Origin of the sequence: Paenibacillus polymyxa M1, from assembly GCF_000237325.1 — a bacterium.
In the GTDB taxonomy this organism is placed as follows: domain Bacteria; phylum Bacillota; class Bacilli; order Paenibacillales; family Paenibacillaceae; genus Paenibacillus; species Paenibacillus polymyxa_C.
The window spans coordinates 851,238-867,659 of record NC_017542.1 but is presented as its reverse complement, the minus strand read 5'-3'; the positions used below and the strand labels follow the sequence as shown (position 1 = coordinate 867,659).

At 45.5% G+C, this 16,422-nt stretch carries 14 protein-coding genes; 3 read left to right on the top strand and 11 right to left on the bottom strand.

The genetic code is table 11. The features are described from left to right. Position 1 precedes the first annotated feature (1 nt). Complete coding sequence (gene acpS / locus PPM_RS03855; RefSeq protein WP_013369392.1) at positions 2-406, bottom strand: holo-ACP synthase; 405 nt, start codon at positions 404-406, stop codon at positions 2-4. A 181-nt stretch (positions 407-587) separates the two neighbouring features. On the opposite strand from acpS, the gene PPM_RS03850 reads away from it, so the two are divergent. Next, positions 588-1,415 (top strand): alpha/beta hydrolase family protein, encoded by an 828-nt coding sequence (locus tag PPM_RS03850; RefSeq protein ID WP_013369391.1) that lies wholly within the window; start codon positions 588-590, stop codon positions 1,413-1,415. Between the two features lie 91 nt (positions 1,416-1,506). Here the strand turns inward: PPM_RS03850 and nadE are convergent, their stop codons facing one another. From nadE to PPM_RS03835, 3 genes are all read right to left on the bottom strand, one after another. Further along, positions 1,507-2,316 (bottom strand): ammonia-dependent NAD(+) synthetase, encoded by an 810-nt coding sequence (nadE, locus tag PPM_RS03845; RefSeq protein WP_013369390.1) that lies wholly within the window; start codon positions 2,314-2,316, stop codon positions 1,507-1,509. A 102-nt stretch (positions 2,317-2,418) separates the two neighbouring features. Further along, on the bottom strand, positions 2,419-2,853 hold the full coding sequence (locus PPM_RS03840) for a BrxA/BrxB family bacilliredoxin (RefSeq protein ID WP_013369388.1): 435 nt from the start codon (positions 2,851-2,853) through the stop codon (positions 2,419-2,421). Between the two features lie 142 nt (positions 2,854-2,995). Then, positions 2,996-4,735: a two-component system sensor histidine kinase NtrB gene (locus tag PPM_RS03835; RefSeq protein WP_013369387.1), complete on the bottom strand. Its 1,740-nt coding sequence runs from the start codon at positions 4,733-4,735 to the stop codon at positions 2,996-2,998. A 292-nt stretch (positions 4,736-5,027) separates the two neighbouring features. Between PPM_RS03835 and PPM_RS03830 the strand changes: the two genes are divergently transcribed. Continuing rightward, positions 5,028-6,290, top strand: coding sequence for an NAD(P)/FAD-dependent oxidoreductase (locus tag PPM_RS03830; RefSeq protein ID WP_013369386.1), 1,263 nt, complete (start codon positions 5,028-5,030; stop codon positions 6,288-6,290). A 217-nt stretch (positions 6,291-6,507) separates the two neighbouring features. On the opposite strand, the gene PPM_RS03825 is transcribed toward PPM_RS03830, so the two are convergent. The 6 genes from PPM_RS03825 to PPM_RS03800 all read right to left on the bottom strand — a co-directional run bounded on the left by PPM_RS03825 (position 6,508) and on the right by PPM_RS03800 (position 14,116). Continuing rightward, positions 6,508-8,178: a ribonuclease J gene (locus tag PPM_RS03825; protein ID WP_013369385.1), complete on the bottom strand. Its 1,671-nt coding sequence runs from the start codon at positions 8,176-8,178 to the stop codon at positions 6,508-6,510. Positions 8,179-8,346: 168 nt separating this feature from the next. Beyond that, the gene (locus PPM_RS03820; RefSeq protein ID WP_013369384.1) at positions 8,347-9,777 is read right to left on the bottom strand and encodes a YfcC family protein; all 1,431 of its coding nucleotides are present in this window, start codon (positions 9,775-9,777) and stop codon (positions 8,347-8,349) included. 2 nt (positions 9,778-9,779) lie between these two features. Continuing rightward, on the bottom strand, positions 9,780-11,363 hold the full coding sequence (locus tag PPM_RS03815) for an amidohydrolase (protein WP_013369383.1): 1,584 nt from the start codon (positions 11,361-11,363) through the stop codon (positions 9,780-9,782). A gap of 134 nt (positions 11,364-11,497) precedes the next feature. After that, positions 11,498-12,211, bottom strand: a complete 714-nt coding sequence (locus PPM_RS03810; RefSeq protein WP_013369382.1) for a GntR family transcriptional regulator — start codon at positions 12,209-12,211, stop codon at positions 11,498-11,500. Positions 12,212-12,306: 95 nt separating this feature from the next. Further along, entirely contained in the window at positions 12,307-13,119 is an 813-nt protein-coding gene (locus PPM_RS03805) for a fructoselysine 6-kinase (protein ID WP_013369381.1), read from the bottom strand. 28 nt (positions 13,120-13,147) lie between these two features. Continuing rightward, positions 13,148-14,116, bottom strand: a complete 969-nt coding sequence (locus PPM_RS03800; RefSeq protein ID WP_013369380.1) for an SIS domain-containing protein — start codon at positions 14,114-14,116, stop codon at positions 13,148-13,150. 285 nt (positions 14,117-14,401) lie between these two features. On the opposite strand from PPM_RS03800, the gene PPM_RS03795 reads away from it, so the two are divergent. Beyond that, complete coding sequence (locus PPM_RS03795; RefSeq protein WP_025676060.1) at positions 14,402-15,034, top strand: LysE family transporter; 633 nt, start codon at positions 14,402-14,404, stop codon at positions 15,032-15,034. A gap of 20 nt (positions 15,035-15,054) precedes the next feature. Here PPM_RS03795 and PPM_RS03790 read toward each other — a convergent pair whose 3' ends face one another. Then, positions 15,055-16,395, bottom strand: a complete 1,341-nt coding sequence (locus PPM_RS03790) for an amino acid permease (protein WP_013369377.1) — start codon at positions 16,393-16,395, stop codon at positions 15,055-15,057. Between the last annotated feature and the right edge of the window lie 27 nt (positions 16,396-16,422).

Below are 16,422 nucleotides of genomic sequence, written 5' to 3'. Positions count from 1 at the left end.
ATCACGTCTCCTTATATTCGACAATCACAAAAGCAGAGGCAATGTTAGGCTGATGTGTAATACTCAAGTGAATGCTGTAATTCGAGTCACCCGTATTCGGTAATCTCAGTCGATCCCACGCAGACGAAGACAAATAAACTACGGGCTTCCCCCCCGGTTCAGGTAAAATTTCCATATCGCTGAACCCGATGATTTGTCCAATTCCACAGCCAAAGGCTTTCGTTATGGCTTCCTTGGCAGCAAAGCGCCCTGCTACGAACTCCGCTAGCCTTCCCTTGCGTTCCACTGCAAGCTCGCGTTCTGCCGGGGTCAACACCCGATTCAAAAATGCATCTGCATATTTACCTGCCAAAATATGAGCCATACGGCTTATTTCCAGCACATCATGTCCAATTCCGTAGATCATTTGGGTATTCCCCGCCCTTTTTTACTTTACTGGATCTATTGTAACAGTGCGTCCACACCCTGGCGAGTCGCAAAGGCGTAAAAGCGTCACCAAAATATGTTAAAATGAGAGAGGCAATCAGTGAATGCTTTAAATTCGCGGATATGCCGGTTAAAAAACTCCCGTAGAAAGGAAGGATAGGATGTCAGAAACGATTGTGGTTGAAGCTGGTACTGATGCAGGAACAGATGCGGTGATCCGGGCCTCATGGTTTCCCGCTAAAAATACGGCCAAGAGCCTGCTCATCATCGCTCATGGCTACAAAGGATTTAAGGATTGGGGTATGTTCCCCTTTATTGCAGAAGCATTAAGTATGGATAACCACGTAGTAACCTTCAATTTTTCACATAATGGCATAGGTGAGGATCTGGAGAATTTTACCGAGCTGGAAAAGTTCGCACGCAACACTTATAGCCGCGAACAAGAGGATTTGGAACTATTGCTGTCCGATCTGAGAGCACGCCATGAATTCAGAGAATTGCCGTTGTTTCTGTTAGGACATAGCCGAGGTGCGGGAAGCTGCTTTGTATATGCACTAGATCATCCCGGCGAGATTGCGGGCGTCATTTCATGGAATGGCGTAACCAATCTTGATCTGTTTACTTTACCACAAAAAGAAGAAATGCGTGCCAAGGGACGCAGCTATGTGCAGAACGCCAGAACCGGGCAACAGCTTCCGCTTGATGCTATCATTCTGGACGACCTGGAGCACAATCGCGAGCGTTTTTCCATTGTAGACAGGCTTGCCAATAGCCAGCTCCCAGCTGTACTTATCCAGGGAACCGAAGACTCCAAACGTCTACGGGAAGGCTCTGCCCAGCTCACCTCCGTTCGTCCCGACATCGAGTGGGTACAAATTCAAGGCGGCAATCATACCTTTAACACCGTTCATCCATTCCAGGGAGGCAGTCTTCAACTGGATCAGGCAATTACCGAAACCCGCCGCTTCATTGACCGGATCACTAATTAGGCAGTAGCCCCCTCAATACAAACGGCGATCCGCCGGGCGGATCGCCGCATTTATTTAGCTTAGCATTTTACAATTCCAAAATGATTAATGCTTACACTCCCGGAATGCTTGTCCGCTTATGTGCTGTACGTGTAAAATAGCTTTCCAGCTTTTCGCGGGCCGCCGGGTCAATTTCTTTGCCCTCCAGGTAGTCGCTGTTTGCTTCGTAGGAGATTCCCAGTTCCTTTTCATCCGTCTGGCCTTCCCACAATCCTGCTGTAGGCGCTTTGTCCAAAATAGCCTGCGGAACTCCAAGATAGCTGGCCAGCAAACGCACCTGACGTTTGTTGAGAGTGCTGAGCGGTGTAATATCGACCGCACCATCACCCCATTTGGTATAAAAGCCTGTAATGGCTTCTGAAGCGTGATCTGTACCCACGACGAGCAGGTTCAGTTCATTCGCAAGTGCGTACTGAACCACCATACGTGTTCTTGCCTTTACATTTCCTCTCACTTGCGGAGTAATGGAACGTTCCAGACCGATATCCTTTAATGTGTGCTCTACTTCCACGGCAATCGTATCCACGGCTTCCTTAATGTTCGTTTCCCCGGCATATTTCAGGTTGAACGCTTTAGCCACCGCGTAGCTATGCTCGATATCTTCCTGTTGACCATAGGGCTGGAATACACCCAGTGTTTTGTATTCTTGCCCTTGCTCCTGTGTCAACTCATCTGTAGCCTGCTTGCACAAGGCGGCTGCTACGGCACTGTCAATCCCGCCACTGATGGCGATCAACAGCCCTTTGCTTCCTGTTTTTGTTACGTACGACTTGAGGAAATCCACACGCTTGCGGACCTCCGCCTCTACGTTGATCGTAGGCTGTACTCCCAATTCAGCAATAATCTGTTCCTGCAAACTCATCAGATAAGCACCTCTTTTTTAGGAATTTCCTTCACAAGCCAACACGCAAAAGCCCCGGCAAGTTTCGCAGGCGAAAAATGCGGGGGCATAGCTTGAGCAGTCTTACCGGCAAAAACGGTCAAATGCACTGGTCAAATCAGCAGCAATCTGATCTGCCGAACGATCTTCGATCTGATGACGCTCGATAAAGTGAACCAGTTCGCCGTCTTTCAGTAACGCGATCGAAGGGGAAGATGGCGGATACGGCGCGAAAAATTCGCGAGCCTTCGCCGTTGCTTCCTTATCCTGTCCCGCAAAAACCGTATACAGATGATCCGGCGTTATATCATGCTTCAGCGCTTCAGCTATACCCGGGCGGCATTGGCCTGCGGCACAACCGCATACCGAGTTCACAACCACCAGCACTGTACCTTTAGCATCAGGCAGCTTAGCCTCCACATCTTCAGAAGTACGCAGTTCCTGAATCCCAAGATTCGTCAGTTCATCGCGCATAGGCTGAACTGAATCTCTCATATATTGATCGAAAGACATAGACATATTCTTTCACTCCTTTTCACTAAATCATGTATACTACATTTCTAATTTCACCCTTTGCCGTAGTAAAGGCATGGACATCTAAAGCCCATTATACAATCTTTTTCACGTAATTTGCAAAAAATCCGGTTACATCTTTGCACAATTATTTCTGTATCGAATTTATGACAGGAGTCTCAGAATGCTCCCGATAAGTCGGAATGGTTCTGCGCAAACGGACTTTAAACTGTGTGCCCATTCCCTCCACCGAATCTACGGCAATCGTACCGTGATGACGCTCCACTATACTTTGACATAAGGCCAGACCCAAACCTGTACCTTTCGTTTTGGTTGTGTAAAAAGGCTGGAACAGCTTTTCAAGCTGTTTTGGCGGAATTCCCGGACCTGTATCCCTCACTTCCAGTTCGACAAAATCCTCTTCTTCATGAGTAGAAATGGTCAGCACACCCTTTTCCCCCATAGCTTCCATCGCATTACGCGATAAGTTAAGCAGCAATTGCTTGATTTCCTTAGGATTCAGATGCAGCATCGTTACATGATCCTCCAGTTTTAACTCAATCGTCTGTCCCCTCAGGTTCGCATCTGCCCACAAAAGAGGTGTTAGTTCACGAATGATATCATGCAGATGACACTGCTCCTTCTCGACAATCCGATTCTGGGCCAGGGAAAGAAAATCATTAATAATCCCGTTCGCCCGATCCAGCTCCTCCATCACGATGCGGTAATAATGACTTAGAGAATCAGGACTCTTCTCGCGCATAAGCTGTAAAAACCCGCGCACAACCGCCATCGGATTACGTATTTCATGAGTAATGCCCGCTGCCATTTGTCCGACCAGACTGAGCCTCTCGAAATTGCCCAACTCACTGCGCAGCGTCTCCAGCTCTGTGATGTCCTGCAAGGCGATAATGACACCTGTCGTTTGATTGATATGTTTATCTCGAATAGGAAGGAAACTGGAGAAGAATACTTTGGGAGATACATTTATAAAATCAGCGCCTGCTTCTCCTTCCAAGGCTTTCGCAACTCGTTCGTTGACTACAGGCGAAGCGCTAAAAACGTACAACGAGTTTAAAGGACGGCCTACAACCTCAGGCAGCGTAATATAGGGATCGAAGTCCCGGTAGAGCTCCAGCATCGTTTTGTTCATATGTATAACTCGTTCTTCGCTGTCCAAAGTAACAAGAGATAACGGCATCAAATCCATGACTTGACGCAGCTTATCCACTTCGATTAAATATTTGCTCGTAAACTCAGTTACATCTCGCCGCAACGTCAGTTTCTCAAAGGAATTATGCATCAGACTTACGACCGTAAAACTTGCCAACACACCTACAGCAACATTCCAAAACGTTGTAAGCAGATCAGGAATGTATACTGAAATGTTCTGTTTGCCCCACAATAGCGGTAATAATGCCTTAAGCAGCATATCAGCCACAACATATGTGAAAATTACGAGCTTTTTGTCCAACAATGTTCCTCTTTGAAAAAACTTGACATGCAGTAGCATAAAAGGAAAAAGGATAAAAGCAGTGCCCACATACATTGGGGACATTTCTATCGACTGCGCTATAATTAGAACACCCGTCAATGCAGAAGCAGCGAGAACAAAGGAAGTGCGACGTGTACCATACATGACGCCTACAGCAAGGGGAATAATACCGAGATTGGAAGGTAGGCCATATGGAGGCTGGTATTGAAAGAGCGAACATAGCAATATAGCTGGCAAGCAACACAGATAAAGTATTCCTTGATGAGGTCCGGGAAGCAGATTGCCTGCCCAAACCTTTTTCTTGTCCCCATAATCCGTTAATATAGAGAAAAAACCCGCCGATATAACGGCAAGGAGAACTTGGAGCACACTTTCCTTCAACGCAATTAACAAGGACTTCTCCCCCTCATCATCTTTCCTTGACGCCGTTAGTTGAATTAAAGCACAGGCTACAATATATTACAATATATGTGTTAAAATCCCGGTGTAGAACGACAAATTCTGCTAAATACCGGATATATATTAGAGGATCGTTTTTACGGTTTTTATACTCCTGTAAAATAAGAGATATACGCAGCTACTGTGCTCAAAGTCTATCTAAAGAGACGGTATTACGATATGATGGAAAATCTGTTACGCTATTCTGAATTTTTTTGAAAATTTGTCGACGAAAAGGAAGAGGCCTATGACTTACGACGTTATTGTGATCGGAGGCGGCTCAGCCGGCTTAATGGCAGCGGCTGCTGCCAGTGGCGAGGGCGCCAAGGTGCTTTTAGTGGAAAAGGGAAATAAACTTGGACGAAAGCTGGGGATCTCCGGCGGAGGTCGCTGCAATGTCACCAATGCAAAAGAGCTGGATGAACTTATTCGCCACATTCCCGGCAATGGCCGTTTTCTGCACAGTGCCCTGGCTGCTTTCGGCAATCGGGATATCATCGCCTTCTTTGAACAACTAGGTATAGCCTTAAAGGAAGAAGACAACGGGCGTATGTTTCCAGTAACGGACAAAGCCAAAACGGTCGTCGATGCTTTGATTAATAAGGTACGCTCTCAAGGAGTCGAGATTCGGACAAGCTGCCCTGTTCAAGAGGTGATTTACAAAGAAGGTCATACAGCTGGTGTGCGGCTGCGTTCCGGTGAAATGCTGCGTAGCCGTAACGTCATTGTCGCAGTCGGTGGCAAATCCGTCCCGCACACAGGCTCGGAAGGTGACGGCTATGCATGGGCAGAGCAAGCTGGGCATACCATTACAGAACTATATCCAACAGAGGTCCCGCTAACGTCAGGCGAGACGTTTATCCAGACAAAAGAGCTTCAGGGACTCTCCTTACGAAACATCAGCCTGACCGTATGGAATGCGAAACAAAAGAAGGTTGTCGTTCATGAAGGAGATATGATTTTCACGCATTTTGGTTTGTCTGGTCCAACCGCTTTGCGTTGCAGTCAGTTTGTCGTCAAGGGAATGAAAAAGGATAAGGTAAACACAGTATTGTTAACTCTCGATTTACAGCCTCACAAACATGCTGATGAAGTCTACCGTGAGACACTGGAACTGGCATCGGTCGATGCTAAAAAGGCGATCAAAAACGTGCTTAAACCTTATTTACCGGAACGCATGATTCCATTGTTGCTTCAGCAAGCTGAACTGCGTGAAGATTTGACCTATGATCATATTCCCAAGCAGCAATGGCAAGAACTCGCCCATCGAATCAAGGCGTTTCCCATTCGTGTGAATGGGACGCTCTCCCTGAAGGAAGCATTTGTTACCGGGGGTGGTGTGAATTTGAAGGAAATTAATCCGAAAACGATGGAGTCCAAGCTGATGCCTGGCTTGTTTTTCTGCGGTGAGATTCTGGATATTCACGGCTACACTGGAGGCTATAATATTACAGCGGCGTTTACGACAGGGCATACAGCAGGGACGCAAGCGGCTTTAAACGAGATGTAGGAGTGGGAGGCACTACGCGTAGGCTTTGATCTTACGATCGCTGGCCCTTCTCCAGATTCAAATCCTCCGCTTCGCTACAAACCGCCATTACAACCGCAATTTTCAAGAAAAATAGGAATTAAAAAGACTTAAATCAGTTGTATTGCTGATTTAAGTCTTTTTTTGAGTAATCGCGTATTGAACAAACTCCATCTTGTTTTAACGTTTACCGCTATTCCTAAACCTCAATAATGATAGGTAAAATCATAGGTCTTCTCTTGGTTTGGCTGTAAATAAACTGACCCACATTATCCTTTAACATCTGCTTAATCAAGCCCCACTGACTCATTTCGATTTCTGTTAACTCGTTCACTGTGGCCATAATCGTGTCTCGAATCTGATTCATCAGCTCTTCGGAATCCTTAACAAATACAAAGCCTCTTGATATGACTTCTGGCGTTGCAAGCATTTGCTTTTCGTTTTTGCTCAAAGTCATCACAATAATCAGCATTCCGTCTGAGGCAAGTTTTTTACGGTCCCGCAGTACAATATTGCCCACATCACCAGTTACCAGCCCGTCTACCAGGCTATTGCCGGATGGTACTTTGGGACCCAGGGATGCCCTTCCCTCTGCGATTTGAATTGTCTCTCCGTTTTGGACAATAAATACGTTTTCCATAGGAATACCGACTGATTCTGCTAGCTGACGATGCTGATGCAGCATTCTGAATTCACCATGTATAGGAATTAAATACTGGGGTTTCATCAGGGTCATCATTAACTTTAACTCTTCTTGGCTGCCATGACCGGATACGTGCATCCCCGTAGCGCTGCCTGATCCATAAATAACGTTAGCGCCCAGTACGTACAGGTTATCGATAACTTGGGAAAGATTTCGCTCATTTCCCGGTATCGCTCCCGCAGCAATGATGACGGTATCCCCAGGCAATATTTCGATTTTGGGATGCAGGGAATTAGCTAAACGGGACAATGCAGCCATCGGTTCACCCTGACTTCCTGTACATAAAACTGCAATTTTTTCTGCAGGATACCGCTCCGTTTCTCCAGCCTCAATCAACAAATCCTCGGGCATGTGCAAGAAGCCCAACTCTTTAGCCACCGTTACCACATTTACCATGCTGCGTCCGAGTAAGACCAGTTTGCGGCCTGTTTCCACAGCAGCGTCAATGACCTGCTGGACACGATTCACATTGGAAGCGAACGTGGAGATAAATACCTGCTGCTTGGCTCGAGCGAATGCATCCAGAATGTGCCCGCCAACCAAGCGTTCTGAAGGCGTAAATCCTGGTCTTTCCGCATTCGTACTTTCGGAGAGAAGCACCTTAACCCCTTTCTTTCCGATTTCAGCCATGCGATGAAGATCCGGAAAAGGTCCGCTGACAGGAGACATATCAAATTTGAAATCCCCGGTATGGACCACATTTCCTTCCGGTGTCTGAAAAAAAACACCCAGACAATCTGGGATACTGTGGACAGTAGTGAAAAAGGATGTCTGAATCTTCCCCACATCAATGGTAGAATCCGCATCTATAAGATGAAGCTCGGCATCACGTAAAAGATTATGTTCCTTTAGCTTAATCTTAATTAATTCGATGGTGAGCTTTGTCCCGAATACCGGAATGTTGATCTGCTTCAGTAAATAAGGAATGCCCCCGATGTGATCCTCATGTCCATGGGTTACAATGAGCGCTCTAACTTTATCCTGATTCTCCAGCAGATAGGTGACATCCGGTACAATGAGGTCAATACCAGGCAAATTTTCATTGGGAAACTTGGAGCCACAATCAATGACGACAATATCCTGATCGTATTGGATGAAATACATATTTTTTCCAATTTCATTAACACCGCCTAGAGCAGCAATGAGTAATCTGTTATCAGCAAGCATCAGTTTATTTCCTCCTTAGGAAAATGCTATCCATATTATTTATTTTCCGCGTAAACTTATACACCATATTGGGAAAGAAATGAGTAGCCTTCCTAAATAAGAGGACTTGTTTCACAAACACAAAAAGAAACCCTTGTCTCTAACAGACAGGGGCCCTCATTTGATTGATTACATACCCACCGCAGCCGATATCGCGGCAAAAATAGCAGCTATCAGCCATAGAATCGGGAATAGTTTGAAGATTACCTTCAGCCACTGTCCAAAGCTGATCCGGGCAATGGCCAATCCTGCCAGCAGCACTCCACCTGTCGGTGAAATGAGATTGGTTAACCCGTTACCAAATTGGTACGCTGTGACTACGGCTTCACGATTAATGCCTACAAGATCGCCAAGCGGTGCAAGTACAGGCATGGTTAGTGCAGCTTCCCCCGAAGAAGAGGGAACGAGGAAAGTAATGATATTATGCGCAAGCAACATAATAGTCGTGAATAAATAACTTGGCAAACCTTCCAGGACGCTTGCAAGTGCATTCAATACGGTATCAATAATCATCCCCTGTTCTGCGATAATCAGAATTCCGCGGGCGAGGCCTATGATCACCGCGGCGTAGATAAATTCTCCGCATCCTTTTACAAAATTCTCAGCTATCTCCTTCTGACTCATTTTGGTGACAACCCCAACAAAAATACCAAGGGCAAAGAAAAGGGCGCCGATCTCAGTCATATACCAGCCTTTGACCAAAATTCCCCAGACAATCGCTCCAAGCGTTACAATAAATCCACCTATAATTAATTTGTCCCGGAATGTGAAGACGACGTCCTCGCCTGTGCTTTCCTTAATAAATTGCTCGCGGTTTATAATATCACTTTGAAACACGAGGGATTTCTCCGGATTTCGCTTCACCCGGTGCGCATACCACATCGTAAAAGCAATAGAAATCATCGTAAATACAAGCCATTCGATAAATCTCAGCCAGAGCTGAGGATTCCCCTCCACTCCTGCGATTCCCTGGGCAATCAACACTGAAAATGGATTGACAGTCGAACCAACATAGCCAATTTGCGTTCCCAGAAATAAAATAAGAATCGCTGTCATAGAGTCGAAACCCAAGGCAAACATCAACGGAATGAAAATCGCATAAAGTGGAATAATTTCTTCACTCATCCCAAAGGTAGAACCTCCGAGACTGAAGATAACCATAGCAATGGGAATAAGCAAAATCCCTTTATTCTTCAACCGCCTGGCAAGAGCTGTCAGCGCACGATCAATGGCGCCTGTCTGCAGAATAATACCGAAGGAGCCGCCTACAATAAGAACAAAAGAGACGACATCGGCGGCATTGATAATCCCCTCAATAGGAGCGCTAAGGATCTGAGGGATTCCCTGTCTTAAATCGCCGTTCTCCCCTGTTTTGGGTACAGAGTGATAGGTTCCTGAAACGATTGCCGTTTTGGTCACACCGTTCACTGTCACTTCATGACGCTCAAATTGACCGCTGGGTACAACCCATGTCAACGCGGCGACTGTAATAATAATCAAGAATATTAAGGTATAACTATGGGGCAAGGATAATTTCCATTTTTTATTCGTGATGTTCATGTTTATCCCTCATTCCAAGAATGGTTATACGTAACCTTCCCTCCCATAATGGTCAATATCACTTGGGCATCCCTGATGTCACCAGCGGATGCATTAAGGAGGTCGCGATCAAAAACGGCGATGTCAGCATATTTTCCAGCCTCCAGCGTACCTGTAACCTCTTCCATATAACAATGTTTGGCTCCATTAATGGTCCATGCCTTTAAAACTTCGGATGCCGGCATTCCTTGGTCAGGATACCAGCCTCCAGCAGGTGAGCCATCCGGGAATAATCGGTGAGAGGCCGCATACAGCGAATCGGGGACACTGGTGATAAATAAAGGCAAATCAGTACCTATAGTGATCGGCACGTTAGCTTCCAGCATGGACTTATAATTATAAAAACGGTTTTCATTCTCTTTGCCTGCCACAGCAGACATATAAGCCTCTTCGTAAGAGGGATTTAGCAGCAAAATCTGAGCATAGACCTCGGCAAAAATTTCGTTTTCTCCCATTCTGTTCAGGTCATCTGGATGAGGATACTCCAGATCACTGATCGAATGTCTGATAAGGTGATTGCCTTGCTGCGCGCGGCATTTTTCAATCATGGATACTGCTTGGCGAATCGCAGCATCGCCTTCTGCAGTTAGGCAGCATTTGATCCCCTGGCTGTCCGCTTCCAGAACTGAGGCTTCAATTTTTTCGTAATCGACCGCCCTCAAATTCGTGACTCCAGGCATATCTGCGTAAGGCTCCAACATATCCCCTGTATGATCGGCTACGACGCCGTCAAGCATCAGCTTGTAGCCTTGAAAACGAATAAGGTCTCCATGATAAAGTGCCTTATACTTGATACCAATACTTATATCAAACGGTTCGACAACCGGTTCCAGCGAGAAATGAAACCGGAGTGGAAGTTCACCTGTTTCTTTCAATTCCTCTAGAATTGGAAGCAGCTCGCTATGCCGGTCAAAGCCAATATCTTTTATAGAAGTAACCCCTCGTGCAGCCAGCAGGCGGCAAAATTCCATAAACTCTTGTTGGACAAGGCTACGGTCCTGCATCATAGCTTGGAGCAGTAAAGCGCGTGCTTCGGCACTGCATTGATCTGGCGAAAATTGATATCTCTCCTCAGCCAATCGATTCATCCAGCAGTAACTTTTATTTTGGTTGATGGCGATGACCGCCCGATCGGGAAACAATCCATCCAACAAGCTTGGCTCAGGCAGCTCACCCCATTTTTCCTCGCTCCAACCGTAAGCGGTTACATCTTTTCCTGATGGAAGGTGGTTTGCCTCTTGCAGCAGTAGTTGCACTGCTTCTTCACTTGAGGCTGTATGCGTCAGATCCACGCCCCGATGCATTGACATATATCCGGTGAAAAATACATGGTTGTCATGAATTCCCGGCATGATAAAGGCATCGCCCAGATCATAGACAACCGTTTCCGATCCTATCCAGGCTTGTGCCTCTTCCGGATGCCCCACTGCTGCAATACGTTCTCCTCGCACTGCAATAAACCCGGGCGAAGCTTCATTTTCCAATCCATTAAAAATAGCATTGGAGAGTAATACTTTGTCTGCTAATGTATCTTTCATCCCTTGCATAGTTTCACCACCTCATGATTGATTCACCTAACAACATGACGTAATATAACGTTATGTCAATGCTTCTGCTTCTCCCTATTGGATGGAAGCAGAAGCCAGACGTACCTGAACTACCTTGCATAACAGGTAACGGATTATATGGAGAATTGGTAGCGGTCTCCGATGATGTACTGTTTTCCTACATGAACCGGGCTTCCATGCTGGTCATAGATAATGGTATGCATGTAAAACAACGCCTGCCCGATCGCCGTCTCCAGCAATTTGGCCTGATTTTCATCCGCCAAGGCAATTTGTAATATCGTCTCTCCTGGCTGGTTAGGGTCGATGCTGTATTTTTGCCGCAGCAGTTCGTATACAGACCCCTCCAACTGCTCGTGCATTAGAAATGCAAAGCGTTCATAAGGATAAAAATTGTTTTCCAGCATCAGGGGACGATCATCCGCATATCTTTTACGCTGGATAAATAACACTTTTTCTCCTGGCGATAGCTGCAACTGATGTGCAATTTCTTCATCTGCTGCTATGATTTCACGTTTTGTAACCTCACTGTGTGAAGAAAGCCCGTTGGATTTGCAAGCAGCCGTAAAGCTGATCACATGCTCAATCTTCCGTCCAATTTTGGGGATATTGACAAAGGTTCCTTTTCCCTGACGTTTGGTCAGATAACCTTCATGAACTAATTCGGCAATTGCTTTCCTTACAGTAATTCGACTTACATTATACATTTCGCTTAATTCTGTTTCGGTCGGTATACGACTTCCTTGCGTAAATGTTCCATTATGAATTGCGGTTTTGACCGCTTTTTGTAATTGAATATATAATGGCTCCGCTTGGTCTGAATTTAACATAATGTACCCTCACTTGTCATATAACGTTATATCACTCTCACTTAGAGTATCAAAGGTTACATATTCTTACAAGTGAAGATATTCGAAAAGGATCGTCAATAATGAACGCCGTATCCGAAGGAACCTTCTACCAGGCAGCTCTGGGCGGCAAGCCTTGAGCCTTCTGCCATAGCAGCCTGAATGTTGCCTTTTTCCAAAAAGCTCAGTAAAAAAGCAGTTATATAAGAATCGCCTGCTCCCATGGTATCCACAGCGTCAACGGAATCGGGCATTTGAAAATAGAACTTCGTACCATCATAGGCGATAGATCGGTCACCGCCACGTGTGGCGACCAGAATTTGCCCCTCTTTTTTTCGATTGGAACGGATAAAATTCTGTGTCTCTTCATCCGTCATATGGCTGCAAGAGAAGAATGCAAAATCGGCATGCATGATATATTGTTCTACCTGTGTATCTGTAAAATCATCTGAAAAATCAAAGGAAATAGGAATTCCCAGTGTCTCCAACTCGGGCAGCAAGTGGCCTGTATGGCTGTACAAGCCAGTATGAATCAGGTCGAATCCGCCAAGATAATCCTTGTCATCTTCGCTCAGTTCCAATGGATGGAGACGTGTCACTCCCCCCTCATTACTGCCCAGAAATACTCTGTCTCCGTCTTCCAGGGTTACACGTGCACAGCCGTTCTCACCGCTGTGATATCTGCACCGTGAAATATCGATGTCAAGCTCACGGAGGGTATGTTCTACATGCCGTGCTTCGTGATCGTCCCCAAACACGCCTATAAAGGCTGCATCCACTCCCGCTTTTTTGGCAAACACACTGAAATTAAGCGCATTGCCGCCAGGGTACATCATGCGCAGATGAACATATTTATCTACCACATTATCGCCAATGCCTAGAACCTTCATGATGGTTTCCTCCTGTTGGTAGGTGCGCTTAGTAAGCTACTTTGCCCATATAACGGCGAGTTTCCAATGGGTGGTTGCGTACATTTGCTAGTGCTTCACGATACACACATACAATGCTGTAAAATAAAACCGGGTTAAAAAACTCTACCACTTCGTCTGCAATCGTTCCGATGCCAAGCTCCTTTGCATCAATCACTTCCACTTTCTCGGCATACTGATTCAGGAAAGTCTGTGCCCGCTCATCCAGCGCCCGTGTACGTCCTTCGTTGATCATCAGAATAAATGGAGTTTCCTTATCCGTTACTTCAAATGGGCCATGGAAGAATTCACCGGAATGGATAGAAGCTGCATGAAGCCATTGCATTTCCATCAGCGAGCAGATGGCAAAGCCATAAGCATGTCCATAAGATGCTCCGCTGGTCAGGATATAAAAGAGTTCCTCATTGCGGTATCTGTCAGCGAATACTTGAGCGCGCGGTTCAACTTGGACTTTGGCCCGGTTAATAATCCCATTGATTGCTCCCAATCCATTCTGGAAAGCTGGGTAATGCGCATAGCCCTCAGTGATTTGAAGCAGTTCAACCGTAAGTTCTAGAATAATGGCCATCGGGTTGTTTTTAACATCGCTCTCATCCCCCCACTCGTAAAGGAAGGAATAATCCGAATAGTTAAGCAGGCTCGCTTCACTATTGTGGGTTAAGCCAATGGTATAAGCACCTTTCTCTTTGGCAGATTTAGCAGCTGCGACCGATTCTGGAGTATTTCCACCGTGGGAACAAACGATGACCACTGAGTGTGCCCCCAATCGTTTGGGCAACGCATGTACAAACTCATTCGCTGTATACATCCCTGCTACCAGTTTCTTTGCTTCACTATCCAGAAAATATTTTGAAGGATACATATCAACTAGTGAGCCCCCGCAGGCTACTAAATAAACCTCAGAAATCTTCCCATTCGCTTGTTCATTAATCGTCTGAATCGTCTGTTGTACATTCATTTTTTATCTCTCCTTCTATATAACGTTATATAACGTATTGTTTACGAGATAAATATAAGCGCTTTCATCGAAAGTGTCAAGTCCCCTCATAAAAAAAAGCTCTAACCCTTTTGTGTAAGGATTAAAGCTGCTTTTCGGATTGGTTTCATTCATTGGGTCAGCACATAACGAGGCTAAGCCTACCCTATACGCACAAAAAAATATGGTCTTACATATGGGTTTGTCCGAATAAACTAAATGAGACAAATACATAACGTCCAATAAATAATCAAGGAGGAAAACACCATTAATACATTTATCGGGTATGTTTTTCTGGGTCTGTCACTTTCAGCTCCCATTGGACCCATCAATGCCGCACAGTTAGATCGAGGTATTAAAAATGGATTTTGGCACGCCTGGTTTATTGGGCTAGGTGCAATCACAGCAGACATTATCTATATGATGCTTGTCTATTTGGGAATGATCCACCTTCTTAATTCCCCATTTGTCAAAGCTTTTTTATGGCTGTTTGGTTTTTTCGTGCTTGTGTATACAGGTCTTGAAAGCATCAAAAATGCTGGTGTGATTTCAGAATCCGAATTAAGGGGAAATGGCAATACCCTAACCAACTCCTTTGTTGCGGGCTTCCTGATGTCGTTGTTTAATCCCCTCTCCATCCTTTTCTGGCTTGGTATTTACGGTTCCATACTGGCCAACGTTGCTAATACATATCCAGTACAACAGCTATTGATTTACAGCGGAGCGATTGTACTGGGCGTGTTGGCGTGGGATGTGACGATGGCAGCCGCTTCAAGTGTTTTCCGTAGATTTCTCAAACCCGGATTGCTTAAAACCATCTCTTGGATGTCAGGTCTATCTCTTGTAGGCTTTGGCTTTTATTTTGGTGTACAGGCATTTCAATTGCTTTTTTTACGCTAACGCTTGTCTTCTTGATAAAGTTAACGAGACTCCTTGCCGTGCTTTCGACGCACCCATTGAACAATGAGGTCACATATTGCAATTAACAAGACCAGCAGTAAACTGATGTAAACCCCAGGGCGGCTAAGCTTATGAAAAAAGGCCCCGACTACAGCCAAAGCGATCAGCAATAATCCAATCCAGCGTTTGATATTGCTCGATGTGCTTGATTCCAGTAACTTACCTGAAGACAGCAAAATAAAGCACCAGTTATATAACAGCATTAAGCCCGCAGCTGTTGTGATATATTCATACACTTTCCCCGGTAGCAGCAACGATAATACGATTGCTGAGATTAATCCAACAGAGATCAAACTGAGTGCATAAAGAGGATATTTGCCCTTCCACTTTCGTGAGAACAGTGTGGGCGCATCTCCTTCCTGAGCAAGGGTAATCATCATCGAAGTCTCTGCATATAGCGATGCTGTCATCGTGGAGAACCCTGCAATAATCAGGACTCCGTTAAACAAATGAGGCACAAAGGCCAGATGATCGCTACTGAGCGCAAGTACAAAAGGGCTTTCCTTCGGATTAAAGGCACTTAATGGTACCATAGACACAGCCAGCCCAATCGAAAGCACATACACTGCAACCAGCGTCATCAACATGACCTTTCCTGCTTTGGGTGCTTCCTCCGGGTTTTGAAGTCGGTTAGACATAATTCCGAGCACTTCAATACCTCCGTATGCATAAAAGGCAAAAATAAAAGATGACCATAACCCTATGCTACCGGTTGGAAAAAAGTCTTTGAAGCTGAGAGGGAACTTCGGATTATATTTACCTCCTCCGATCCAGCCTGCCAAAAGCGCTACCGCTAGGACCAAAAACATCACAAGAGCCGCTATCTTAATGATCGCGAGTACATTTTCTACACGATCAAAACCCTTATTGCCAAAAAAAACAATCACAAGCCCTAAGAGCCCGAAGCCTGCCGCAAAAATCCACATCGGTACCTGAGGAAACCAAAAGCGTGAAAATATAGACAGCGCGGTTAGTTGACTCCCATTAATAAGCAATTCCGAGAACCAATACACCCAGCCACTGCCGAAGCCTGCCCAATTGCCAAATGCTTTTTGAGCATAGGAACGGAAAGAGCCCTGTTCTGGATGATCTGCTGTCATGCGCGAAAGGGCGTCAAACACCACATACGTTCCAACTGCTGCCAAGAAGTAAGCAATCAGCACGGCTGGACCACCAATGGAAATTGCTAAACTAGACCCGAGGAAATACCCTGTACCGATGGTGCCTGCAACTCCTAACAAGCTCAGCTGCCACCATTTTAGTTTTTGCTCTTTTTGTTTGCCCGCTGAAGACTTGCCCATACGAAAATCACCCTATTCTGAATTTGA